Source organism: Bradyrhizobium sp. LCT2 (genome assembly GCF_009931255.1).
Classification (GTDB): Bacteria; Pseudomonadota; Alphaproteobacteria; order Rhizobiales; family Xanthobacteraceae; genus Bradyrhizobium; species Bradyrhizobium diazoefficiens.
Window position 1 is genome coordinate 226,727 of sequence record NZ_CP034432.1, and the last position, 22,553, is coordinate 249,279.

Consider the following 22,553-nt stretch of genomic DNA (forward strand, 5'->3'; position numbering starts at 1 on the left):
TCGATCTTCCCCTCCCCTGGAGGGTAAGAACCAACACCCACTTTGCGCTGCCCCCGCCAATCGGATAGAACGCGGCCCGACAGTCCCGCCAGCGAGATCCGCCTCATGACCGACATCTCCCCGCTCGACCAGGCCCGCATCCTGTCCGAAGCGCTGCCGCACATGCAGCAGTATGACGAGGAAACCATCGTCATCAAATATGGCGGCCATGCCATGGGCGACGAGGAGACCGCGAAGAACTTTGCCCGCGACATCGTGCTGCTGGAGCAGACCGCGATCAACCCGGTGGTCGTGCATGGCGGCGGGCCGCAGATCGCGACCATGCTCAAGCGCCTCGGCATCCAGTCGGAATTCGCCGCCGGCCTGCGCATCACCGATGCCGCGACCATCGAGATCGTGGAGATGGTGCTGGCCGGCTCCGTCAACAAGCAGATCGTCGGCTATATCAACGAGGCCGGCGGCAAGGCCGTGGGACTATCCGGCAAGGACGCCAACATGGTGAAGGCGTCGAAGACGACGCGCACCATCGTCGATCCGGGCTCGAACATCGAGAAGGCGATCGATCTCGGCTTCGTCGGCGACCCCGAGAAGGTCGACCTCACGCTGCTCAACCAGCTGATCGGCTACGAGCTGATTCCGGTGCTGGCGCCGCTCGCAACCTCCAAGGAAGGCCAGACGCTGAACGTCAACGCCGACACCTTTGCCGGTGCCGTCGCGGGCGCGCTGAAGGCCAAGCGCCTGTTGCTGCTCACCGACGTGCCGGGTGTGCTCGACAAGTCGAAGAAGCTGATCCCGCAATTGTCCGTGAAAGACGCGCGAAAACTGATCGCCGACGGCACCATTTCCGGCGGCATGATCCCCAAGGTCGAGACCTGCATCTACGCGCTCGAACAGGGCGTCGAGGGCGTCGTCATCATCGACGGCAAGATGCAGCACGCGGTGCTGCTGGAGCTGTTCACCAACCAGGGCACGGGAACGCTGATACATAAGTGAGGCGCGAGCGAACAAAGAGCGGCGTCATGGCCGGGCAACAGCGCGAAGCGCGTCTTCGCGAAAATGTCCCGGCCATCCACGATCTTTCGCCCCGCGCCAAGAACGTGGATGCCCGGGACAAGCCCGGGCATGACGAGCCGAGAGAGCGACGGCATCGTCGCTCGGTCGTGACCCGTTTCCTGATGACGCTGCCGGCTGCGGCCGTGTCATTCGTCTTCTCCTCCGCGCCCGCCTTCGCCGACCTCAAGATCTGCAACCGCATGTCCTATGTCGTCGAGGCCGCGATCGGCATCGACGACAAGGCGGCGACCGCGACGCGCGGCTGGTTCAGGATCGATCCCGCCACCTGCCGCGTGGTGGTGCAGGGCACGCTGACCGCCGACCGCATCCTGCTCAATGCCCGCGCGCTCGGCGTCTATGGCGCCTCGCCGATCCCGCAGAACGGCAACGACATGCTGTGCGTCGCCCAGGACAATTTCGTCATTGCGGCTGCGCGGCAATGCCGCAGCGGCCAGACGCAAGTCCCCTTCACGCAGGTGACGCCGACGCAAGGCGACGACGGCAACCTGGTGACGTATCTCGCCGAGGATTCCGAATATGACGACGAGCAGGCGCGCCTCGCCGGCATCCAGCGGCTGCTGGTGATCATCGGTTATGACGTCGGGGCGATCGACGGTGTCGACGGACCGAAGACGCAAGCAGCGCTGGCTGCGTTCCTGAAGAGCCGCGGGCTGCCGTCCGACGCCGTGTCGTCGCCAAATTTCTTCAAGACCATGGTCGACGCGACGCAGACGCCGTCGCCGAGCGGCCTGACCTGGTGCAACGACACCCCGCACAAGGTGATGGCGGCGATCGCCACCGACGACGGCAAGTCGGTGACGAGCCGCGGCTGGTACCGCATCGACCCCGGCAAGTGCCTGCACCCCGACGTGAGCGGCCAGCCGAAGCAGATCTTCAGCTTCGCGGAAGCCGTCGATGCCGACAACCGCGCCGTCAAGCTGAAGGACAAGCCGCTGAACTGGGGCGGCGAGAAGCAGCTCTGCACGCGCGAGACCAAGTTCGAGACCGTTGAGCAGACCGATTGCGGCGCGCGCGGGTTTGCGGCGACGGGTTTTGGCGCGGTCGACATGTCGAGCGGCGGCAGGACGCTGCGGTTTGCGATGCCGTGATGTGATGATGGCGCTACACATTGCGCCGTCGTCCTGGCGAAACCCAGGACCCATTGCCCCAGGATCGGGTTTGGCGAAGAACGACGACCAGATTGCCCCAATGATCGGTCACGGAGTATGGGTCCTGGCTTTCGTCAGGACGACGATTGAGGGCGGGGCCGCGGCCTCGGTCAACGGATAGAGAGTTGCAATGAACCCACCCCGCGCCTTCACCCATGTCGACACCTGGGTGTTCGACCTCGACAACACGCTGTATCCGCATCACGTCAATCTGTGGCAGCAGGTCGATGCGCGGATCGGCGAGTTCGTGTGCAATTGGCTGAACGTCAGCCCTGAGGAAGCGCGCCATATCCAGAAGGACTACTACCGACGCTTCGGCACCACCATGCGCGGCATGATGACCCTGCACGGCGTGCGCGCCGACGACTATCTCGCCTACGTGCATAAGATCGATCATTCGCCGCTGGAGCCGAATCCGGCGCTCGGCGCGGCCATCGCAAAGCTGCCGGGACGCAAGCTGATCCTGACCAACGGCTCGGTCGACCATGTCGATGCGGTGCTGGCGCGGCTCGGCCTCGCCACCCATTTCGACGGCGTGTTCGACATCATCGCGGCCGAGTTCGAGCCCAAGCCGGCCCCGCAGACTTACCGGAAATTCCTCGGCGACCATGCCGTCGATCCCGCCCGCGCCGCGATGTTCGAGGACCTCGCCCGCAACCTCACCGTCCCGCACGAGCTCGGCATGACCACCGTGCTGGTGGTGCCCGACGGCACCAAGGAAGTGGTGCGCGAGGACTGGGAACTGGAGGGCCGCGACGCCGCCCATGTCGACCACGTCACGGATGATCTGGCGGGGTTTTTGGCGGGGTTGTCGCCTCACTGACCGCCGTCGTCCTGGCGAAAGCCAGGACCCATTACCCCAGGGAGAGGTTGCGGCGCGAGACTGACAACCACGAGTCGTCGTTAAACTCCTCCCTGGGGTAATGGGTCCTGGATCGCCGCTCCGCTTCGCTGCGCTGGTCCAGGACGACGGTGGGGGATGGAGGACGACAGCGGAGTATGCCTTGACTCTCCCCTGCCAAATCCCGAAAAAGCGCCCCAATCCGTCAAAATTCCCGTTCCGAAGAGGAAATCCCGATGTCCCTGTCCGCCCTCGAATCCACCATCAACAGCGCCTTCGACGCGCGTGACGGCATCTCGACCTCGACCAAGGGCGAGGTGCGCGAGGCCGTGGACCAGGTGCTGGAGACTCTGGACAAGGGTGAGGCACGCGTTGCCGAGCGCGGGGCCGACGGCAAGTGGAAGGTCAATCAGTGGCTGAAGAAGGCCGTGCTGCTGTCCTTCCGCCTCAACGACATGGGCGTCATTCCCGGCGGTCCGGGCAAGGCGACCTGGTGGGACAAGGTGCCCTCGAAGTTCGAAGGCTGGGGCGAGAACCGTTTTCGCGATGCCGGCTTTCGCGCGGTGCCGGGCGCGGTGGTGCGCCGCTCGGCCTTCATCGCCAAGAACGTCGTGCTGATGCCGTCCTTCGTCAATCTCGGCGCCTACGTTGATGAGAGCACGATGGTCGACACCTGGGCCACCGTCGGCTCCTGCGCGCAGATCGGCAAGCGCGTGCACATCTCCGGCGGCGCCGGCATCGGCGGCGTGCTCGAGCCGCTCCAGGCCGAGCCCGTGATCATCGAGGACGATTGCTTCATCGGCGCGCGCTCCGAGGTCGCCGAAGGCGTGATCGTGCGCAAGGGCGCGGTGCTGGCCATGGGCGTGTTCCTGGGCGCCTCGACCAAGATCGTCGACCGCGACACCGGCGAGGTCTTCATCGGCGAAGTGCCTGAATATTCGGTCGTGGTGCCCGGCGCGCTGCCCGGCAAGCCGATGAAGAACGGCCATATCGGCCCGAGCACCGCCTGCGCCGTGATCGTCAAGCGCGTCGACGAGCGCACGCGGTCGAAGACCAGCATCAACGAGCTGCTGCGGGATTAAGACTCTCTCCTCCCCTCTCCCCGTTCTTACGGGGAGAGGGTTGGGGTGAGGGGCCTCTCTCCACGGATGAGATTGCCGTGAGACCTGTACCCCCTCACCCGGATCGCTCCGGACGATGCTTCGCATCGCCGAGGCGATCCGACCTCTCCCCGCAGGCGGGGAGAGGTGAAGAGCCCCTTGCGGCACCTATCGAACCCTCCCTCCCTCCATCGCGACCAATTCCCGGACGGCCTGCGCCGCCCGGAACCTTCGCCATGGACTGGACCTGGTACCTCTTCCGCTTCGACGGCCGCATCAACCGCGCCCTGCTATGGCAGGCGCTGCTGATCGTTGCGCTGCTGGCGGGCTTGCTGGAGATCGTCGGTCAGGTCATCGGGATCCTCGGAGGGACCAGATCCACCTTGAAGCTCGCCATCGACCTCGATTTCGACTTCGGTCTCGACGACCTGTTCAAGCTGGTCGATCCCCGAGCCTCCCGCTCGCTGGCATCCGCCGATCGCGCGACCTCGATCCTCAAGGCGTCCGGCATGGCGCTGTTCTTCTGGATTTATCTCGCGACTACGATCAAGCGACTGCACGATCGCGACAGGAGCGGCTGGTGGATCGTTCCGTTCTTCTTCGTACCCGGCTTGTTCAGTCAGTTCGCGGACCTGCTGCCCAAGACAAACTGGATGCATCCTTTCAGCCTGGCGGTTTCGATCCTGTGGCTGTGGGGCCTCGTCGAAATGTTCTGCCGGCCCGGCACCTCGGGCCACAACCGGTTCGGCCCCGATCCGCTCGCCGACATCGAGGACGGCTCCGCGTCCGCCGCGTCCCCTGCGCAAGGCTGGGACCAGAGCCGCGAGATCGAAATTGTCCCGCCCAACGCTAGCCCACCCGGCGGCATGCATGTTAAGCGGGGCGCATGACCGATGCCCTCTCGATTGCCCGCGATCTCATCCGCTGCCCCTCGGTAACCCCGGCCGATGCCGGCGCACTCGGGGTGCTTGAAAACGCCCTCAACGCCGCCGGCTTCACCTGCCACCGCGTGACGTTCAGCGAGCCCGGCACCGCCGACGTCGACAATCTCTATGCGCGGATCGGCAGCGAAGGGCCGCACATCACCTTCGCCGGCCACACCGACGTGGTGCCGGCTGGCGACGAGAGCGCCTGGAGCGTCGGCGCATTCTCCGGCGAGGTGAAGGACGGTTTTCTGCACGGCCGCGGCGCGGTCGACATGAAGGGCGGCATCGCCTGCTCGGTCGCCGCGGTGCTGGAGCATCTCGCCGCCAACGGCGGCAAGCCGCGCGGCGACGGCACGGGGTCGATCTCGTTCCTGATCACCGGCGACGAGGAAGACGTCTCCATCAACGGCACCATCAAACTTCTGAAGTGGGCCGCCGAGCGCGGCGAAACATTCGATCATTGCGTGCTGGGCGAGCCCTCCAATGTCGAGACGCTCGGCGACACCATCAAGGTCGGCCGACGCGGCTCGCAATCCGGCACGCTGTATGTCGACGGCGTGCAGGGCCATGTCGCCTATCCGCACCGCGCCTCCAATCCGGTGCCGGACATTTCGCGATTGATCGTGGCGATCTCCGACGAGCCGCTCGACCACGGCAGCGCGCAGTTCCAGGCGTCCAACCTCGAATTCACCTCGGTCGACGTCGGCAACAAGGCCAACAACGTCATCCCCGGCGAGGCCCGCGCAAAATTCAACATCCGCTACAACGACAACCACACCCAGGCGAGCCTGCGCGAGCTGGTCGAATCACGGCTGGCAAAAGCCTGCGGCAACCGCATCAAGGCCCGCATCGTCTGGGAGCAGTCGAACTCGAACGTGTTCGTGACCAAGCCCGGCCCGTTCACCGATCTCGCGGTGTCCGCGATCGAGGAGATCACGGGGCGGAAGCCGGAGCTATCAACCTCAGGCGGCACCTCGGATGCGCGCTTCATCTCCAGCTACTGCCCGGTGATCGAGTTCGGTCTGGTGGGACAGACCATGCACCAGGTCGACGAGCGGGTGCCGGTGAAGGATCTGGAAAAGCTGACGCAGGTGTATCGGGGGATACTGACGCGGTATTTTGGGTGAGGCGATAGCGCCTCCTGGAATTCCGCTGTCATCGCCCGCGAAAGCGGGCGATCCAGTATTCCAGAGACAGCCGTGATTGAACCGAGAGGCCGCGGCGTACTGGATTCCCCGCCTTCGCGGGGAATGACAGTGGCGGGTGTCGCGAGAGCTTCCCGCCTCCCGTCTCTCTAATAATCTACCTTCACCAGATACAGCCCGTCCGGCGGCGCGACGATGCCGCAGGCGGCGCGGTTGCGGGCCGCCAGCGCTGCGGAAAGATCGTCCGCGGTCCAGCGGCCTTCGCCGACCCAGACCAGCGATCCCACCATCGAGCGCACCTGGCTGTGCAGGAACGAGCGCGCCGAGGTGATGATGGTGATCTCGCGCCCGTCGCGCAGCACGTCGAGTTGGTCGAGCGTCTTCTCCGGCGACTTGGCCTGGCACTCGGTGTCGCGGAAGGTGGTGAAATCATGCTTGCCGAGCAGGCGCCGCGCGGCCGCATGCATCGCATCGCTATCGAGCCGGCGCGGTACGCGCCAGGCGTGGCCGATGTCGAGCGCGAGATTGGCGCGGGTGTTGACGATGCGGTAGCGATAGTGGCGCTTCACGGCCGAGAAGCGCGCTTCAAAAGTATCGGGTACGATCTCGGCCTCGAGCACAGCGATCGGATGCGGCCGCAGATGCGCATTGAGCCCGTCGCGAAAGCGGCCCGGCGGAAACTGCTTCTCGATATCGACATGCGCGACCTGACCGCGCGCATGCACGCCGGCATCGGTGCGACCCGCGCCATGCACCCGCAGATCCGCACCGGTCATCGCCTTCACCGCCGCTTCCAGTGCGCCCTGCACCGACGGCAGCGTGTCCTGCACCTGCCAGCCGAAGAACGGCGCGCCGTCATATTCGATGGTGAGCTTGTAGCGGGGCATCGTTTCCAATTCTGCCGTCATCGCCCGGCTTGACCGGGCGATCCAGTACGCCGCGGCCTATCCGTTCGACCGAGAAGCCTCGGCGTACTGGATACCCCGCCTTCGCGGGGTATGACAGTGTCAGTTGAATTTGGCGCCCGCCTTCAGCGGCACACCACGCAAGAAGTCCGTAGCCTGCATCCGCGCCTTGCCTTCGCGCTGCAGCTCGATGATGCGGATCGCGCCCTCGCCGCAGGCGATGGTGAGCCGGTCGTCGAGCACCTCGCCCGGCGCGCCCGAGCCCTTGGCGAGCTCGCAGCGCAGGATTTTGACGCGCGCGTTCTCGCTGACGCCTGCGAGCTCGGCCCAGGCGCCGGGGAACGGCGACAGGCCGTGGATGTGGCGCAGCACCGCCCGTGCGGGCTTGGTCCAGTCGATCCGCGCCTCCGCCTTGTCGATCTTGGCCGCATAGGTGACGCCGTCCTCGCTCTGCTTCTTGAGCTGGAGCCCCCCGCGGTCGAGCGCGGCCATGGCGCGGACCATCAGGTCGGCGCCGAGGCGCGAGAGACGATCGTGCAGGTCGGCCGCGGTCATGGTGTCCGTGATCGCCAGCCGCTCGGCCATGGCGACATCGCCGGTGTCGAGGCCGACATCCATCTTCATCACCATCACGCCGCTTTCGGCATCATCAGCCATAATCGCGCGGTTGATCGGCGCGGCGCCGCGCCAGCGCGGCAAGAGCGAGGCGTGCAGATTGTAGCAGCCGAGCTTCGGCGCATCGAGGATGGCCTGCGGCAGGATCATGCCGTAGGCGACGACGACGGCGGCATCGGCGTCAAAGGCGCGAAATTCTTCCAGCGCCTCCTCTGTCTTCAGCGTCTTCGGCGTCAGCACGGGAACGCCGAGTCTTCGCGCGGCTTCCTCGACCGGGGTCGGCTGCAATTGCAGGCCGCGCCGCCCGCCCGGCTTCGGCGCGCGGGTATAGACGGCCACGATCTCATGGCCGTGCGCGACGAGCTCGAGCAGCGTCGGCACGGAGAAATCGGGCGTGCCCATGAAGATCAGGCGAAGGGGCATCGGAAAAACCTGCGAGGAACGTGATCCAATTACTGTCATTCCGGGGCGGCTCAAAGAGCCGAACCCGGAATCTCGAGATTCTCAGGTGCGCAATTGCGCACCATAGTTCGATGCTGTGCATCGCCCCGGAATGACGGAGAACCTCACTCCGCGCGCTTGGCGGCTTTCTCGAACTTCTTCAGCACGCGGTCGCGCTTGAGTTTTGACAGGTAGTCGACGAACAGGACGCCGTTGAGGTGGTCGATCTCGTGCTGGATGCAGGTGGCGTAGAGGCCTTCGGCGTCCTCCTCGTGCACCTTGCCGTCGAGATCGGTAAAGCGCACGCGCACCTTCGCAGGCCGCTCGACCTCCTCGTAATATTCGGGGATCGACAGGCAGCCTTCCTCGTAGACCGACAATTCCTCGGACGAGGCGATGACTTCCGGATTGATGAAGACGCGCGGCTCCGGCTTGGTCTCGCCGTTCTCGTCGCGCTTGGCGAGGTCCATGGTGATCAGCCGCAGCGGCTGGGCGATCTGGATCGCCGCCAACCCGATGCCGGGCGCGTCGTACATGGTCTCGAACATGTCGTCGGCAAGCTTGCGGATCTCCGTCGTGACCTTCTCGATCGGCTTGGAGACCAGACGCAGCTGCTTGTCGGGCAGGATGATGATTTCTCTGAGGGCCATGGCGGGCGATTTAAGCCGGGCGCGACAAGCGGTCAATGAGGCCCGGAACGCGTTAACGATCCGCTAACCATAAAACTTCAGCTTTCGTTAACCATAAAAATTAACGGGGCATTTACCATAAATGTTCGCTATTCGTTCGTGCCGGCAGCCGAATCGGCTAGAAGGACAGACATGAACGAGATCATTTTCGTGGCTGGCGACTGGCCGGTGCGCACGATCGACGCGCTGATCGGCTTCGGCGTCCTGGTCCTCATCCTGCTGGTTGTGATCGCCGTGGTCATTGCACGCTCGGGGCGGCGCGGGGCGGAACTCGCGATGGCGAATGCGATCCGCGCCGACGAGCTCGAGGAGCGCATCAGCCAGATGCTGCACGCCCAGAGCGAGGCTTCGGGCCGGGTCGATGCCATGACCCAGGCGCTGGCCGGCCGCCAGGCCGAGATGGCACGGGCGGTCAACGAGCGGCTGGATTCGGTGACCCATCGCGTCGGCCAGTCCATGGAGCACTCGACCCGCAACACCATGGAGAGCCTGCACGCCCTGCACGAGCGGCTCGGCATCATCGACAACGCGCACAAGAACCTCACCGACCTCACCACGCAGGTGACGACCTTGCGCGACGTGCTCGCCAACAAGCAGTCGCGCGGCGCCTTCGGCCAGGCCCGGATGGAGGCGATCGTCCAGGACGGCTTGCCGAAGGGCGCCTACGAGTTCCAGTTCACGCTCTCGACCGGCAAGCGGCCGGACTGCGTCGTGTTCCTGCCCGACCAGCGCCCGCTCTGCATCGACGCGAAGTTTCCGCTCGAGGCGATGACCGCGCTGCACGATGCCCGCACCGACGAGGAGAAGCGCATCGCCACGCAGCGGCTGCGCGGCGACGTGATGAAGCATGTCAGCGACATCGCGGAAAAATATCTCGTCACCGGCGAGACCCAGGAGATGGCACTGATGTTCGTGCCGTCGGAATCGGTCTACGCCGAGATCCATGACGGCTTCGACGACGTGATCCAGAAGGCCTATCGCGCCCGCGTCGTGCTGGTGTCGCCCTCGCTGCTGATGCTGGCGATCCAGGTGATGCAGCAGATCATGAAGGACGCGCGCATGCGCGATGCCGCCGACCAGATCCGCACCGAGGTCATCAAGCTCGGCGACGATCTCGGCCGCTTGCGCGACCGCGTGCTGAAGCTCCAGAAGCATTTTGCCGACGTGAACGAGGACGTCCGCCAGGTGCTGATCTCCGCCGACAAGATCGAGAAGCGCGCCGGACGGATCGAGGAGCTGGATTTCAGCAAGGCCGATACGCCCGCGGAGGGCCCGCACCTGGTGGCGACGGGCGCGGCCGAGTTGTTCCCGAGGAAGCTCCAGGCGGGGGAGTGAATTCTTCACCTCTCCCCGCTTGCGGGGAGAGGTCGGATCGCCCCCGGCGATGCGAAGCATCGTCCGGCGCGATCCGGGTGAGGGGGTACAGGTCTCACGGCCATCTCACGTGCGGAGAGAGGCCCCTCACCCCGCCCTCTCCCCGTAAGAACGGGGAGAGGGAGAAGAGGCACCGCCCCCAGAATCTGCTAACACCCCCCCATGACCGCACCCGACGCGACCTCCGGAACCGTCCAAACCCGCGCTGATGCCCCCGCCGCCTCCTGGCGCGACAGCCTTGCCGTGTACCTGCAACCGCGGGTGCTGATCGTGCTGTTCCTCGGCTTCTCGTCCGGCCTGCCGCTGGCGCTGTCGGGCTCGACGCTGCTGGTGTGGATGCGCGAGGCCGGGGTCGATCTCGGGACCATCGGGCTGTTTGCGCTGGTCGGCACGCCCTACACGCTGAAATTTTTGTGGGCGCCGCTGGTGGACGCGCTGCATGTGCCGCTGTTCACGCGCGCGTTCGGACGGCGCCGCGGCTGGCTGCTGTTCTCGCAGCTGCTGCTGATCATCGCCATCCTGCTGCTGGCGCTGACCGATCCCGCGCGCTCGCCGTTCTACGTCGCGCTCGGCGCGTTGCTGGTGGCGACGACGTCCTCGACGCAGGACATCGTGGTCGACGCCTTCCGCGTCGAGAGCCTGCCGGAGAGCGAGCAGGCCGCCGGCATGGCATCCTATGTCGCGGCCTATCGCATCGGCATGCTGGTCTCGACCGCGGGCGCGCTGTTCATCGTCTCCGGTTTCGAGAGCACCGGCATTTCGCGCACATCAGCCTGGATGTGGGGCTATGTGGTGATGGCGGCGATGGTGCTGATCGGCACGATCACCGCGCTGGCCGCGACCGAGCCCGAGCAGTCGGTGCGGGCGGAAGCCGCAACGCAGGCCGATACGGCGTTCGCGCGCGTGCTGCACGCGGCGATCGGCGCGTTCTCGGAATTCCTGGCGCGCAAGGACGCGCTCGCCGCGCTTGCCTTCGTCGTGCTGTTCAAGTTCACCGACGCCTTCTCCGGCACCATGACGGCGCCGTTCGTGATCGACCTCGGCTTCTCCCGCAACGACTATGCGGCGATCGTGAAGGGCGTCGGCCTTGCGGCGACGCTGATCGGCGGCTTTGCCGGCGGCTTCCTTGCCCGACGCTACCCGCTGGCGACGTGCTTGTGGATCGGCGGCGTGGTGCAGGCGCTCGCCAACCTCTCCTTCTCCTGGCTGGCCTTCGTCGGCACCAGCCAATGGGCGCTCGCCTTCGCCATCACAGCTGAGAATTTCACCAGCGCCATCGGCACCGTGATCTTCGTCGCCTACCTCTCCGCGCTGTGCCAGAACCCGCTGCACACGGCGACACAATACGCGCTGCTGACCGCGCTCGCCGCAGTGGGACGCACCTATCTCTCGTCGGTGGCCGGCTATGTCGCCAAGGCGACCGGCTGGCCGCTGTTCTTCGTGATCTGCGTGCTGGTGGCGATCCCGAGCCTGGTCCTGCTGACATGGCTGCAGAAGCGCGGGCATTTCGAAGAGCTGGGGCCGGTAAGGGTGTGACCACCACTGCTGTCATGCCCCGCGAAGGCGGGGCATCCAGTATTCCAGAGACAGTTGTGATTGACCGAGAAGCCGCGGGGTACTGGATCGCCCGCCTTCGCGGGCGATGACACCGGAGTTGTGGAGAAGGCGTCGCGAATCACCCCCTACTGCTTCTTGATGATGCTCCACTTCGTGACCACGGCTTCGCTCATCTGGCCGGGGTCGCTGGCGCAGGCGACTTCGTCGACCTTGATCGAGATTTCCTTGCCGACGAAGGTCTTCAGCTGCGCGGCCTGCGCATCGCCGCTCGGAACGAGCTGGAAGGTCTCTGGGCCGGTTTCGAGATTGCACAGCCCGTTCGGCGCCGGCAGGCGGCGCGGCTCGGAGGTGATTTGATACATCGCGATCCGCTTGCCGGCGTTCTTGACGTCGCGCACCTTCATTGCGTTCAGCTCGCCCGAGAGCACGTCACCGGTGTTGATCGGCTTGCCTGGCTTGGGCGGCGGCGGCGCCGCGTCGTCCTGCTGCGCGGAGATGGCCGGCGTCACCAGCAGCATCATCGTCGCGGCCAAAGCCAATCGAGTGGCGAAAAGTTTCGTCATGTCGTCCGTTCCGTGGGGTCTGTAGGATAGCTAGAACAGGGTCCGCTGCCGCATCGCGGCCGATAGCGTACCTTCATCGAGATAATCAAGCTCGCCGCCGACCGGCACACCATGGGCGAGCCGGGTTACTTTTACGTTGGCGTCCTGAAGCAGGTCGGTGATGTAGTGCGCCGTGGTCTGGCCGTCGACCGTCGCGTTCAGCGCCAGGATGACTTCGTGGACCTCGGCAGCATGTGCGCGCGCGACCAGCGCGTCGATGGTGAGATCCTGCGGGCCGACGCCGTCGAGCGGCGACAATGTCGCACCCAGCACATGATAGCGCCCTTGAGTGGCATTGGCCCGCTCCAGCGCCCAGAGGTCGGCGACATCGGCGACGACCACGATGATCGCGGGATCGCGCTTCGGATCGGTGCAGACGGTGCAGGGGTTTTGCGTGTCGATGTTGCCGCAGGTCTTGCAGACCTGGACCTTGTCGAGCGCGACCTGGAGGGCCGAGGACAGCGGCATCATCAGCGCCTCGCGCTTCTTGATCAGATGCAGCGCGGCGCGCCGCGCGGAGCGCGGACCGAGGCCCGGCAGCCGTGCGAGAAGCTGCACCAGCCGCTCGATTTCGGGACCTGCAACCGCGCCCATGTTACTGGCCGAACAGCCCCGGCGGCAGGCCGAGCCCGCCGGTGAGCGACTGCATCTTCTCCTGCACGGCGGCCTCCGCCTTGCGGCGGGCATCGCCGAGCGCGGTCACGAGCAGGTCCTCGAGCACCTCGCGCTCTTCCGCCTTCATCAGCGAGGGATCGATCTTCACGCCCTTGACGTCCATCTTCGCGGTCATACGCACCACGACGAGGCCGCCGCCGGAGATGCCTTCGACCTCCACATTGCCGAGCGCGTCCTGCATCTCCTGCATCTTGGATTGCAGCTGCGCCGCCTGCTTCATCATGCCGAGAAAGTCAGCCATAGTCCCGTGTCCTTGGAAAGATAGGCTCAGAGATCGTCGTCGGTATCGGAACCGTCGGGCGGATCGTCACTGCCATAGTCGGCGTTAATATTGGATTCCGGCGTCTCGGGGGCAAGCCTGCGGACCTCGACGACCTTCGATCCGGGGAAGCGCGACAGTACCTCCTGCACGCGCGGATCGGCCTCCGCGGTACGCGCATGCTCCTGCTTGGCGGCCTGGTTCACCGAACGCAGCGTCGGCTGGCCCTGCTCGTTGGAGACGATCACGGTCCAGCGCCGGCCGGTCCAGAGTTCGAACTTGCGCGCGAGCTCGGTGATCATGGTCCTGGAGGCATTGGGCTCGAGCGCGACTTCCAGCCGGCCCTCCTCGAAACGGACGAGGCGCATGTCGGCTTCGAGCGCGGCCTTGGTCATGATGTCGCGCTTCTGGCCGGCAAGCGCGACGAGCTGGGTGAAGCTCGTGATGCGCAGCTGGGGTGCCGCGGCCTGCGGATCCGGCGCGGGCGCCGCCATCTGCGGCCGGGCAGCACCGCCGCCGAACGATGACGGCGATGAGGTCGGCGCGCGCATGGGCGCGGCCGAGGCGACAGGCGCAGCAGACGCAACCGGCGCGGCCGGCGCGCTACGCGCCGCACTGCCGCCGCTCACGACCGGCGAGCCGCCGCCGTTCTGCTCCAGCATCCGGATCGCCTCGTCCGGCGTCGGCAGGTCGGCGACATAGGCGATGCGCACCAGCACCATCTCGGCGGCGGCGGCGGGGCGCGTCGCGGCCTGCACCTCGGTGATGCCCTTGAGCAGCATCTGCCACATCCGCGACAGCACGCGCATCGAGATTTTCGAGGCGAAATCCCGCGCGCGCACCCGCTCGGTCTCGCCATAGGCGACGTTGTCGGCGGTCGCCGGCACGATTTTCACGCGGGTGACGAAATTGACGAACTCGGCGAGGTCCGAGAGCACGACGATCGGATCGGCGCCGACGTCGTACTGGTCGCGGAACTCCTTGAAGGCGGCGGCGATATCGCCACGCGCCAGCGAATCGAACAGGTCGATCACACGCGTACGGTCGGCGAGGCCCAGCATCTGCCTGACCGCATCGGCTTTCACCGTGCCTGCCGCATGCGCGATCGCCTGGTCGAGCAGCGACAGCGAATCGCGCACGGAGCCTTCCGCGGCGCGCGCGATGATGCCCAGCGCCTCGGGCTCGATCTCGACGCTTTCCTTCGCCGCGATGTTGGCAAGGTGTTTCATCAGCACGTCGGCCTCGACCCGGCGCAGGTCGAAACGCTGGCAGCGCGACAGCACGGTGACCGGAACCTTGCGGATCTCCGTGGTCGCGAACACGAACTTGGCGTGCTCCGGCGGTTCCTCCAGCGTCTTCAGGAAGGCGTTGAACGCCGCCGTCGACAGCATGTGGACTTCGTCGATGATGTAGACCTTGTAGCGGGCGCTGGCCGGCGCGTAGCGCACGCTGTCATTGATCTGGCGAACGTCGTCGACGCCGGTATGCGAGGCCGCGTCCATCTCCAGCACGTCCATGTGCCGGCTTTCCATGATCGCCTGGCAATGCACGCCCAAGGTCGGCATGTGGATGGTCGGGCCCTTCACTGAGCCGTCCGGCATCTCGTAGTTGAGCGCACGGGCAAGAATTCGCGCGGTGGTGGTCTTGCCGACGCCGCGGACGCCGGTGAGGATCCAGGCCTGCGGGATACGCCCGGTCTCGAATGCATTGGAGACGGTGCGGACCACGGCCTCCTGGCCGATCAGGTCGTCGAACGAGGAGGGGCGGTATTTGCGCGCCAGCACCCGGTAAGGCGCGTTGCCAGCCTGGCTGGCGCTATCGGGGTTAGGAGGGGCGCCAGCGTCGGTCATCGGTCGATCCGCAATGAAATCTCTCTCGGCCGGCTCTTGCGGAAAGGAGCGCGCTGGCGGCAGGGCCGCCGGCGCAATTCGCTCGGAAAAACATGTAGGAGACTGACGAGCGACCCGATCCGGACCTCGTTAGGGCTGCTTCCTTCCGGACCTGACCCGGTTGGCGAGTGGCTCGTCCACCGCCAATCTCCCGGTCCCTATTTGGGGCCAAAAGGTCGGGAAAGCAAGCGGGTATCAGCTTGAACCGGTTGAGTTTGCCCAGCATCCGGGCAATTCCCGGTCTGCCCAGCCGACAGGCTGTGCTTTCGCTGATGAGACCACCTTGCTAGAACCTTGCCGGAACCCCATCCAACCAGAAAAGCGATTGATCCCAATGGTTACACGTCGTGATGTTGCATCGATTGTCGGACTTGGCGCCGTTGGCGCGATGGCCGCGGGCGCACTGGCGTCCCCGGCCGTGGCCCAGGCCGCCGATCCGAACGAATCGACCTTCGCCCGCATCCGCCGCACCAAGAAGATGCGGATCGGCGCGGTCGGCGGCGGCGCGCCCTATTACATGAAGGACCTCGCCAGCGGCCAGTGGAAGGGCTTTTACATCGACATCGCCAAGGCGCTCGCCGACGACATGGAAGCCGAGCTCGAGATCACCGAGACCACCTGGGGCAATTCGGTGCTGGACCTGCAGTCCAACAAGATCGACATCTTCTTCGGTCTCAATCCGACCCCGAAGCGCGCGCTGGTGGTCGATTTCTCCGTGCCGGTCTTCAACAACGCCTTTGGCATCCTCTGCAAGAAGGACTTCAAGCCGAAGACCTGGGCCGAGCTGAACTCGCCCGACGTCAAGATCGCGGTCGACCAGGGCTCCTCGCACGACCAGGTCGTCAGCCGCCTGATACCGAAGGCGCAGATCTCGCGCCTCAAGACCGCCGATGACGCCACCGCCGCGCTCCAGACCGGCCGCGTCGACGCGCAATGCCTGATCACCATGCTGTCGCTGACCGTGCTGAAAAAGAATCCCTCGCTCGGCCAGTTCGTGCTGCCGACGCCGATCTTCGCCACCACGTCGAACGCCGGCTTCCGCCGCGAGACCGACAAGACCTGGCGCGACTATGTCAACACCTGGATCGACTTCAACAAGGGCCTCGGCTTCATCCGCAACGCGATCATCACCAACATGGAGCTGGTGGGCGTGACCGAGGCGGACATTCCCCCGGGCGTTTCGTTGTAAGCTCCCACTGTCATTCCGGGGCGATGCGAAGCATCGAACCCGGAATCTCGCACTGCAATCTCTGGATTCCGGGTTCGCGACTTCGTCGCGCCCCGGAATGACGGTGCAAACGGCACCCGCGACGAGTAAACGCACGCATGTATCACTGGGACTTCGGCATTCTCTGGAGCTATCGCTGGCTCTTTCTCAACGGGCTCGGCGTCACCGTCGGCTTCACCGTGGTCATCGTGGTGCTCGGACTGGTGTTCGGCCTGTTCGGCGCGTTCGGCAGCCTGTCGCGCTTCAAGGCGGTGCGCCTCGTCGCCCTCACCTTCATCGAGGCGTTCCGCTGCACGCCGATCCTGGTGCAGCTGATCTGGTTCTATTACGCGCTGCCGATCCTCGCCGGCGTCGAGATGACGCCGATCACGGCCTCGGCGCTGGCGCTATCGCTCTATGGCGGCTCGTTCTATTCGGAGATCATCCGCGGCGGCATCGTCTCGATCGACAAGGGCCAGTCCGAAGCGGGTGCCGCGCTCGGCATGACCCCTGGCCAGGCGATGCGGCGCATCGTGCTGCCGCAGGCGATCAAGCGCATGATCCCGGCGCTGATGAACCAGTCGATCATCCAGTTCAAGAACACCTCGCTGGTCTCAGTGCTGGCGGTGCCTGACCTCGTCTATCAGAGCCAGGTCGCGGCCCATGACAGCTACCGGCCGCTGGAAACCTACACGGCGGTCGCGGTCGCCTATGCCGCGATCCTGATTCCGCTCACCATCATCGTCCGGCGCGGCGAGAAGCGACTGGCGGTCGGCGAATGAGCGACACTTCGAAGATCGAGATCCGCGCCTTACGCAAGAGCTTCGGCAGCAACGAGGTCCTGAAGAACATCAGCCTCGACGTCGCCAAGGGCGGCGTCGTGGCGCTGATCGGCCCGTCGGGCTCGGGCAAGTCGACGCTGCTCCGCTGCGTCAATCTTCTGGTGACGCCTGATGGCGGCAGCGTTCGCGTCGGCGATACACGCTTCCAGTTCGGCGAGGGCGCAAAGCTGCCCGACGTGAAGACACTTGCAAGATTCCGCGCCACCACCGGCATGGTGTTCCAGCACTTCAACCTGTTCCCGCACATGACCACGCTCCAGAACGTGATGGAGGGACCGGTCACGGTGCGCCGCATGGCCAGGGCCGACGCCGAGAAGCTCGCGCGGGCGCAGCTCGCCAAGGTCGGCCTTGCCGAGAAGGCGGACCAATATCCGGCGACGCTCTCCGGCGGACAGAAGCAGCGCGTCGCGATCGCGCGGGCGCTGGCGATGGAGCCGGACGTGATGCTGTTCGACGAGGCGACCTCGGCGCTCGATCCTGAACTCGTCGGCGAGGTGCTCGCCGTCATGCAGCGGCTGGCCTCGGAGGGCATGACCATGGTGATCGTGACCCATGAGATCGCCTTTGCCCGCGAGGTCGCCGACCGCCTCATCTTCATGCGCGACGGTGTCGTCGTCGAGGAAGGCCCAGCGCGGCAGGTGATCGACAATCCCCAGGAAGCCGCGACGCGTGCCTTCCTCAGCCATTTCCACCGCACCGGCGCGCTGCCGCCGGCCAACGCAACATCCTGATGTCCGATTTCAATCGCGTCTATCTCGTCACCGGTGCCGCCAGCGGCATCGGCCGCGCCACCGCAAGACTGCTCGCGGCACCCGGCACCGCGCTGCTGCTGCACACGCGCTCCAATGCGGCCGGCCTCGATGCCGCTGCGGCGGAAGCCGAAGCGCAAGGCGCTGTGGTCGCAAAATGCCTCGGCGACCTCGCCGGGGAGGCCGCCGCCATCGACGCCGTCGCCGCTGCGCAAACCGCCTTCGGCCGACTCGATGGGTTGATCCTCGTGGGCGGCCATGCCCGCCGCGGCAGCGCGATCGGCACGCCGGCGGATGAATTCCGCCAGGCGATGGACGAATCCGCGCTGGCCTTCACGCGTCTGGTCGACGCCGCGCTGCCGCTGCTGCGCGCCGGCCGCGACGCACGGATCGTCGCGGTGTCGTCCTTCGTGGCCCACGCGATCCGCCCCGAGTTTGCGCCGTTCGCGGCAACGGCCGCCAGCCGCTCCGCTCTGGAGGCGCTGGTGCGGCTCACTGCGGTCGAACTCGCGAAAGACGGCATCACCGTCAACGCCGTCTCACCGGGCCTCATCGTCAAGGACAAGCCGAGCGAGAGCCGGCTGTCGCCCGAGCAGATCGCTGCGACCGAAGCGCTGATTCCGATGCGCCGCCGCGGGCGGCCGGAGGAAGTGGCCGAAATCATCGCCTTCCTGGCGTCCCCCAAAGCATCCTACGTCACCGGCCAGGTCTGGCACGTCAATGGAGGCCTGACATGACCGAAGCGACCGTCGAACGCATCAGGCTGTTCCTGATCGAAAGCCCGATCAAGATGGCGCGCCTGCAGGGCGTCGGCAACGTCAAGGGCACGGTGAAGCGCGTGCTGATCGAGCTCACGTCAAGCGACGGCGTGATCGGCTGGGGCGAGGCAGCGCCGTGGGAGGTCTTTACAGGAACGCCGGAAGCAGCCTTCTCCGCGCTCGACATTTATTTGAGGCCGATCGTGCTCGGCAAGCCGGTGCGCCGCATCCGCGCGCTGATGGCCGAGCTCGACCGCGCGCTGGTCGGCCATGCCGAGGCCAAAGTCGGAATCGAGATGGCGCTGCTCGACATCGTCGGCAAGTCGTCGGGACTGTCGGTCGCCGATTTGCTCGGCGGCCGCGTGCGCGACACGATCCCGCTGTCGTTCTCGATTGCCGATCCCGATTTCGCCGCCGATCTCGAGCGCATGCGAAAGATGGTTCCGGACGGTAATGTCATCTACAAGGTCAAGACCGGCGTAAAACCGCATCGCGAGGATCTCGATCATCTCGAGGCAATCCGGAAGGAATTCGGCGACAAGGTCGACCTCCGTGTCGACTACAACCAGGCGCTGGCGCCGTTCGGCGCCATCAAGATTTTGCGCGATGTCGAGGAGTTTGCGCCGACCTTCATCGAGCAGCCGGTGCCGCGCAAATATCTCGACGTGATGGCGCAGCTCTCCGCGGCGCTGGAAACGCCCGTGCTCGCCGACGAAAGCTGCTTCGACCGCCGCGACATGATGGAGGTGGTGCGACGCGAGGCGGCCGACGCCGTCTCGATCAAGCTGATGAAGGCCGGCGGCCTGTTCGAGGCGCAGGCGATCATGGCGATCGCCGACATTGCCGGCCTGCCCGGCTATGGCGGCACGCTGTGGGAGGGCGGCATCGGCCTTGCCGCAGGTACGCAGCTGATTGCGGCCACGCCGGGCATCTCGCTCGGCTGCGAATTCTACATGCCGCATCATGTGCTCACCGAGGACGTGCTGGAAGAGCGCGTCGCCAACCGCGCGGGTCACGTGGTGGTGCCCGACGGCCCCGGTCTCGGCATCCGTGTCACCGAGGCCTCGGTCCGCGCCAATGCACGGGTGCTCGCGGAGGCGTAGTTTCTGTCATTCCGGGGCGCGCAAAGCGCGAGCCTCGAATCCATAACCACAGGAAGAGGTGGTGGCGGGGGCTGGCAACTGCGTGTCCTCGCCAAACTACTCCCTGTGGTTATGGGCCCCGGACCAGCGCTCCGCTTCGCTGCGCTTGTCCGGGGCGACGACCGTGTATGCAGTACCGGCGGAGCCCCGATCCTTCCCCTATCGGAATCGGTATCGTATGGTCGGGCCCAACAAGCCCGACCCCACCGGGCCATCCGGAAAACCTTCATGTCCGAACCCGCCTGGTCGCTGCACTCCCGCCTGAAAGAGGACACCATCGACATCGGCGACCTGCCGCTGTCGAAGGTGCTGGTCATCAAGGACGCCAATTATCCCTGGCTGCTGCTGGTGCCGCGGCGCGTCGATGCGGTCGAGATCATCGATCTCGACGAGGTGCAGCAGGCGCAGCTGATGACCGAGATCTCCCGCGTCTCGCGCGCGCTGAAGGAGATCACCAAATGCGACAAGCTCAATATCGCGGCGCTCGGCAACCTCGTGCCGCAGCTTCACGTCCACATCATCGCCCGCCGCACCGGTGACGCCGCCTGGCCGCGGCCGGTCTGGGGCGTGATGCAGCCCTTGGCGCATGACGCCACAGAGGTGCAGAATTTCATCAGCGCGCTTCGCCGAAAAATCTGGTTGGGTTGAAAGAACAAGAAATGTCAGCATTCGACGCATTTCCGCTGGGACAGCCGGCCTTCGTCACCAACATCCTCGACCGCGCCGCGCATCTGCGCCGCGACGACGAAAAGCTGTTCGCGCTGGAGCAGAAGCCGTCCTCGCGCGCCTATGTCGTCCACCGCGACTCGCTGCTGGTGAAGCGCGAAGGCGAAGACGTGCGCGCGCTGCTGGGAATCGACGAGGCGCTGAAATGCGGCGCCAATCCCGGCACGATCTTCCTAGGCTTACGCGACGGCGCCGCTGTGTTCGGCATGGGCCTGTCGCAGGCCGCCGCCGAGAAGCTGGTCGGCCGCGAGGACTACAGCCTCACCGAGCTGCGCGGCATGGCCATGCAGGGCGCGATTCCCCCCGACGAGCTTTCGGCGATCGCGATGGCGAAGTCGATGGTGAGCTGGCACCAGCGCCACGGCTATTGCGCCAATTGCGGCACGCGCAGCGCGATGAAGGAAGGCGGCTGGAAGCGCGATTGCCCTGCCTGCAAGGCCGAGCATTTTCCGCGCACCGATCCGGTCGTGATCATGCTGGTCGCCTCCGGAGAAAAATGCCTGCTCGGCCGCCAGAAGCAGTTTCCGCCGGGCATGTTTTCCTGCCTCGCCGGCTTCGTCGAGGCCGCCGAGACCATCGAGGACGCGGTGCGCCGGGAGATCCTCGAAGAATCCGGGATCCGCTGCACCGACGTGCAGTATTACATGACGCAGCCGTGGCCCTACCCGTCGTCGCTGATGATCGGCTGCAGCGCGCGGGCGCTGAACGAGGACATTGTCGTCGATCATTCCGAGCTGGAGGATGCGCGCTGGTTCACGCGCGAGGAGGCGGCACTGATGCTGACGCGAACGCATCCCGACGGGCTCGCCGGCCCGCATCCCTTCGCCATCGCCCATCATCTGCTCGGCCGCTGGGTGCACGACAAGAGCGGCGCTTGAGCTGAGGCCAGCGATGGCCGGGACCGCGCCGCGCATCCTCTGCATCGGCATTCCCGTGCGCGACCTGACCTTTCGCGTGGAGGCCGTGCCCGCGCGCGGCAGCAAGGCGAATGCCACGCATCTTGCCGAGATCTGCGGCGGCAACGCGCTCAATGCCGCGATCGCGATGGCACGGCTTGGCGGCCGCGTCTCGTTCGCGGGTCCCATGGGCGATGCGCGGGAGACGTCGAGCGGCTTCATTCTCGAACGGATGGCGCAGGAAGGTATCGACCCAAGCCATATCGTGCGCATGCCCGATGTGACGACGCCCGTCTCCGCGATCATGATCGAGCCCTCCGGCGAGCGGACACTCACGATCTATCGCGATCCCGGCCTGTGGAGCGTGGAGCTGCCCGATGCCGACGCCCTGCTCGCCGATTGTCGGGCGGTCCTCGTCGAAAGCCGCTGTGCAGGGTTCGCGACCTCCCTCTGCGCCGAGGCACGCCGGCGCGGCATTCCCGCCGTCGTCGGCGTGGACCGCGCGATGTCTCTGCAGGACGGCCTGCTCACGGCGGCCTCGCATCTTCTGTTCGCCAGTGAACAGGTGCAGGAGACTGCCGGCATCGCCGACGACGGCGAAGCATTGCGGCACCTGGCGAGGTTGACGTCGGCCTTCCTCGCCGCCACACGCGGTCCCCTCGGTACGATCTGGCTGAACGATGCAGGCGAGCTTGAGGAGACACCGGCCTTCCCGGTTCAGGCGGTCGATACGCTCGGCGCCGGCGACGTCTTCCATGGCGCCTTCACGCTTCGCCTGGCCGAGGGTGCGGTGGTACGGGAGGCGCTGCGATTCGCCGCGGCTGCCGCAGCGCTGAAATGTACCCGCCATGGTGGCGGCCTGGCTGCCCCGCAACGCGTTGAAGTTGAAAGGCTTTTAGACGGACCGCCAGCGGGGGCGCCGGGCGGGTCGCCAAGATTATAGGCTTGTCGTGGAAAGATTTTCTCTATATCAGGGAAATCGACCCCTATAAT

General features: G+C 65.8%; 23 protein-coding genes and 1 other RNA gene. 16 read left to right on the forward strand and 8 right to left on the reverse strand.

The annotated features are described in order from the left end of the window. Positions 1-105 precede the first annotated feature (105 nt). From argB to dapE, 6 genes are all read left to right on the forward strand, one after another. Entirely contained in the window at positions 106-993 is an 888-nt protein-coding gene (argB, locus tag EI171_RS01905; protein WP_011090823.1) for an acetylglutamate kinase, read from the forward strand. Positions 994-1,175: 182 nt separating this feature from the next. Next, entirely contained in the window at positions 1,176-2,162 is a 987-nt protein-coding gene (locus tag EI171_RS01910) for a DUF1036 domain-containing protein (protein ID WP_028175983.1), read from the forward strand. Positions 2,163-2,352: 190 nt separating this feature from the next. Beyond that, positions 2,353-3,045 carry a pyrimidine 5'-nucleotidase gene (locus EI171_RS01915; RefSeq protein WP_028175982.1) on the forward strand — a complete coding sequence of 231 codons (693 nt, stop codon included), beginning with the start codon at positions 2,353-2,355 and terminating at the stop codon, positions 3,043-3,045. A 254-nt stretch (positions 3,046-3,299) separates the two neighbouring features. After that, positions 3,300-4,145, forward strand: a complete 846-nt coding sequence (gene dapD / locus EI171_RS01920; RefSeq protein ID WP_161532427.1) for a 2,3,4,5-tetrahydropyridine-2,6-dicarboxylate N-succinyltransferase — start codon at positions 3,300-3,302, stop codon at positions 4,143-4,145. A gap of 254 nt (positions 4,146-4,399) precedes the next feature. Continuing rightward, positions 4,400-5,053, forward strand: coding sequence for a DUF805 domain-containing protein (locus tag EI171_RS01925; protein WP_161532428.1), 654 nt, complete (start codon positions 4,400-4,402; stop codon positions 5,051-5,053). Next, complete coding sequence (gene dapE / locus EI171_RS01930; protein ID WP_161532429.1) at positions 5,050-6,216, forward strand: succinyl-diaminopimelate desuccinylase; 1,167 nt, start codon at positions 5,050-5,052, stop codon at positions 6,214-6,216. The genes EI171_RS01925 and dapE overlap by 4 nt, the downstream gene beginning before the upstream one ends. Before the next feature lie 167 nt (positions 6,217-6,383). On the opposite strand, the gene truA is transcribed toward dapE, so the two are convergent. The 3 genes from truA to def form a co-directional block, all read right to left on the reverse strand. Further along, complete coding sequence (gene truA, locus EI171_RS01935) at positions 6,384-7,121, reverse strand: tRNA pseudouridine(38-40) synthase TruA (protein ID WP_038966077.1); 738 nt, start codon at positions 7,119-7,121, stop codon at positions 6,384-6,386. 120 nt (positions 7,122-7,241) lie between these two features. Further along, positions 7,242-8,177 carry a methionyl-tRNA formyltransferase gene (gene fmt / locus EI171_RS01940; protein WP_161532430.1) on the reverse strand — a complete coding sequence of 312 codons (936 nt, stop codon included), beginning with the start codon at positions 8,175-8,177 and terminating at the stop codon, positions 7,242-7,244. 143 nt (positions 8,178-8,320) lie between these two features. Beyond that, positions 8,321-8,845: a peptide deformylase gene (def, locus tag EI171_RS01945; protein ID WP_011090831.1), complete on the reverse strand. Its 525-nt coding sequence runs from the start codon at positions 8,843-8,845 to the stop codon at positions 8,321-8,323. Between the two features lie 171 nt (positions 8,846-9,016). On the opposite strand from def, the gene EI171_RS01950 reads away from it, so the two are divergent. Further along, positions 9,017-10,219 (forward strand): DNA recombination protein RmuC, encoded by a 1,203-nt coding sequence (locus EI171_RS01950; RefSeq protein ID WP_161532431.1) that lies wholly within the window; start codon positions 9,017-9,019, stop codon positions 10,217-10,219. Between the two features lie 201 nt (positions 10,220-10,420). Continuing rightward, positions 10,421-11,794: an MFS transporter gene (locus tag EI171_RS01955; protein ID WP_161532432.1), complete on the forward strand. Its 1,374-nt coding sequence runs from the start codon at positions 10,421-10,423 to the stop codon at positions 11,792-11,794. A gap of 146 nt (positions 11,795-11,940) precedes the next feature. Here EI171_RS01955 and EI171_RS01960 read toward each other — a convergent pair whose 3' ends face one another. The 5 genes from EI171_RS01960 to ffs form a co-directional block, all read right to left on the reverse strand. Continuing rightward, a complete protein-coding gene (locus EI171_RS01960; RefSeq protein WP_011090835.1) occupies positions 11,941-12,378 on the reverse strand; it encodes a hypothetical protein in 438 nt (145 codons plus the stop codon). Positions 12,379-12,408: 30 nt separating this feature from the next. Next, on the reverse strand, positions 12,409-13,011 hold the full coding sequence (gene recR, locus EI171_RS01965) for a recombination mediator RecR (protein ID WP_011090836.1): 603 nt from the start codon (positions 13,009-13,011) through the stop codon (positions 12,409-12,411). 1 nt (position 13,012) lies between these two features. Then, entirely contained in the window at positions 13,013-13,333 is a 321-nt protein-coding gene (locus tag EI171_RS01970) for a YbaB/EbfC family nucleoid-associated protein (RefSeq protein ID WP_011090837.1), read from the reverse strand. Between the two features lie 26 nt (positions 13,334-13,359). After that, complete coding sequence (locus EI171_RS01975; protein WP_028175972.1) at positions 13,360-15,201, reverse strand: DNA polymerase III subunit gamma/tau; 1,842 nt, start codon at positions 15,199-15,201, stop codon at positions 13,360-13,362. 94 nt (positions 15,202-15,295) lie between these two features. After that, positions 15,296-15,392: signal recognition particle sRNA small type (gene ffs / locus EI171_RS01980), an RNA gene on the reverse strand. A 182-nt stretch (positions 15,393-15,574) separates the two neighbouring features. Here ffs and EI171_RS01985 point away from each other — a divergent pair. The 8 genes from EI171_RS01985 (at position 15,575) to EI171_RS02020 (ending at position 22,503) form a co-directional block, all read left to right on the forward strand. After that, complete coding sequence (locus tag EI171_RS01985) at positions 15,575-16,429, forward strand: transporter substrate-binding domain-containing protein (protein WP_028175971.1); 855 nt, start codon at positions 15,575-15,577, stop codon at positions 16,427-16,429. A 137-nt stretch (positions 16,430-16,566) separates the two neighbouring features. Continuing rightward, positions 16,567-17,229, forward strand: coding sequence for an amino acid ABC transporter permease (locus EI171_RS01990; protein WP_027547482.1), 663 nt, complete (start codon positions 16,567-16,569; stop codon positions 17,227-17,229). Continuing rightward, on the forward strand, positions 17,226-18,020 hold the full coding sequence (locus EI171_RS01995; RefSeq protein WP_011090841.1) for an amino acid ABC transporter ATP-binding protein: 795 nt from the start codon (positions 17,226-17,228) through the stop codon (positions 18,018-18,020). Before EI171_RS01990 ends, EI171_RS01995 begins: the two co-directional genes overlap by 4 nt. Beyond that, positions 18,020-18,775 (forward strand): SDR family NAD(P)-dependent oxidoreductase, encoded by a 756-nt coding sequence (locus tag EI171_RS02000; protein ID WP_161532433.1) that lies wholly within the window; start codon positions 18,020-18,022, stop codon positions 18,773-18,775. Before EI171_RS01995 ends, EI171_RS02000 begins: the two co-directional genes overlap by 1 nt. Further along, a complete protein-coding gene (locus EI171_RS02005; RefSeq protein WP_161532434.1) occupies positions 18,772-19,899 on the forward strand; it encodes a muconate cycloisomerase family protein in 1,128 nt (375 codons plus the stop codon). Before EI171_RS02000 ends, EI171_RS02005 begins: the two co-directional genes overlap by 4 nt. A 267-nt stretch (positions 19,900-20,166) precedes the next feature. Then, positions 20,167-20,586 carry an HIT family protein gene (locus tag EI171_RS02010; RefSeq protein ID WP_028175968.1) on the forward strand — a complete coding sequence of 140 codons (420 nt, stop codon included), beginning with the start codon at positions 20,167-20,169 and terminating at the stop codon, positions 20,584-20,586. Between the two features lie 11 nt (positions 20,587-20,597). Next, a complete protein-coding gene (nudC, locus tag EI171_RS02015; RefSeq protein WP_161532435.1) occupies positions 20,598-21,542 on the forward strand; it encodes an NAD(+) diphosphatase in 945 nt (314 codons plus the stop codon). A 13-nt stretch (positions 21,543-21,555) separates the two neighbouring features. After that, a complete protein-coding gene (locus EI171_RS02020; protein ID WP_161532436.1) occupies positions 21,556-22,503 on the forward strand; it encodes a sugar kinase in 948 nt (315 codons plus the stop codon). The last annotated feature ends 50 nt before the right edge of the window (positions 22,504-22,553 follow it).

Excerpts from the sequence above, each read along its gene's own strand:
- EI171_RS01970 (WP_011090837.1), bottom strand. The coding sequence starts at position 13,333 with ATGGCTGACTTTCTCGGCATGATGAAGCAGGCGGCGCAGCTGCAATCC.
- recR (WP_011090836.1), bottom strand. The coding sequence starts at position 13,011 with ATGGGCGCGGTTGCAGGTCCCGAAATCGAGCGGCTGGTGCAGCTTCTC.
- EI171_RS01915 (WP_028175982.1), top strand. The coding sequence starts at position 2,353 with ATGAACCCACCCCGCGCCTTCACCCATGTCGACACCTGGGTGTTCGAC.
- EI171_RS01910 (WP_028175983.1), top strand. The coding sequence starts at position 1,176 with ATGACGCTGCCGGCTGCGGCCGTGTCATTCGTCTTCTCCTCCGCGCCC.
- nudC (WP_161532435.1), top strand. The coding sequence starts at position 20,598 with ATGTCAGCATTCGACGCATTTCCGCTGGGACAGCCGGCCTTCGTCACC.
- EI171_RS01925 (WP_161532428.1), top strand. The coding sequence starts at position 4,400 with ATGGACTGGACCTGGTACCTCTTCCGCTTCGACGGCCGCATCAACCGC.
- truA (WP_038966077.1), bottom strand. The coding sequence starts at position 7,121 with ATGCCCCGCTACAAGCTCACCATCGAATATGACGGCGCGCCGTTCTTC.
- argB (WP_011090823.1), top strand. The coding sequence starts at position 106 with ATGACCGACATCTCCCCGCTCGACCAGGCCCGCATCCTGTCCGAAGCG.
- dapE (WP_161532429.1), top strand. The coding sequence starts at position 5,050 with ATGACCGATGCCCTCTCGATTGCCCGCGATCTCATCCGCTGCCCCTCG.
- EI171_RS01955 (WP_161532432.1), top strand. The coding sequence starts at position 10,421 with ATGACCGCACCCGACGCGACCTCCGGAACCGTCCAAACCCGCGCTGAT.
- EI171_RS01950 (WP_161532431.1), top strand. The coding sequence starts at position 9,017 with ATGAACGAGATCATTTTCGTGGCTGGCGACTGGCCGGTGCGCACGATC.
- fmt (WP_161532430.1), bottom strand. The coding sequence starts at position 8,177 with ATGCCCCTTCGCCTGATCTTCATGGGCACGCCCGATTTCTCCGTGCCG.
- def (WP_011090831.1), bottom strand. The coding sequence starts at position 8,845 with ATGGCCCTCAGAGAAATCATCATCCTGCCCGACAAGCAGCTGCGTCTG.
- EI171_RS02005 (WP_161532434.1), top strand. The coding sequence starts at position 18,772 with ATGACCGAAGCGACCGTCGAACGCATCAGGCTGTTCCTGATCGAAAGC.
- EI171_RS02020 (WP_161532436.1), top strand. The coding sequence starts at position 21,556 with ATGGCCGGGACCGCGCCGCGCATCCTCTGCATCGGCATTCCCGTGCGC.
- dapD (WP_161532427.1), top strand. The coding sequence starts at position 3,300 with ATGTCCCTGTCCGCCCTCGAATCCACCATCAACAGCGCCTTCGACGCG.
- EI171_RS01975 (WP_028175972.1), bottom strand. The coding sequence starts at position 15,201 with ATGACCGACGCTGGCGCCCCTCCTAACCCCGATAGCGCCAGCCAGGCT.
- EI171_RS01985 (WP_028175971.1), top strand. The coding sequence starts at position 15,575 with ATGGTTACACGTCGTGATGTTGCATCGATTGTCGGACTTGGCGCCGTT.
- EI171_RS02010 (WP_028175968.1), top strand. The coding sequence starts at position 20,167 with ATGTCCGAACCCGCCTGGTCGCTGCACTCCCGCCTGAAAGAGGACACC.
- EI171_RS02000 (WP_161532433.1), top strand. The coding sequence starts at position 18,020 with ATGTCCGATTTCAATCGCGTCTATCTCGTCACCGGTGCCGCCAGCGGC.
- EI171_RS01995 (WP_011090841.1), top strand. The coding sequence starts at position 17,226 with ATGAGCGACACTTCGAAGATCGAGATCCGCGCCTTACGCAAGAGCTTC.
- EI171_RS01960 (WP_011090835.1), bottom strand. The coding sequence starts at position 12,378 with ATGACGAAACTTTTCGCCACTCGATTGGCTTTGGCCGCGACGATGATG.
- EI171_RS01990 (WP_027547482.1), top strand. The coding sequence starts at position 16,567 with ATGTATCACTGGGACTTCGGCATTCTCTGGAGCTATCGCTGGCTCTTT.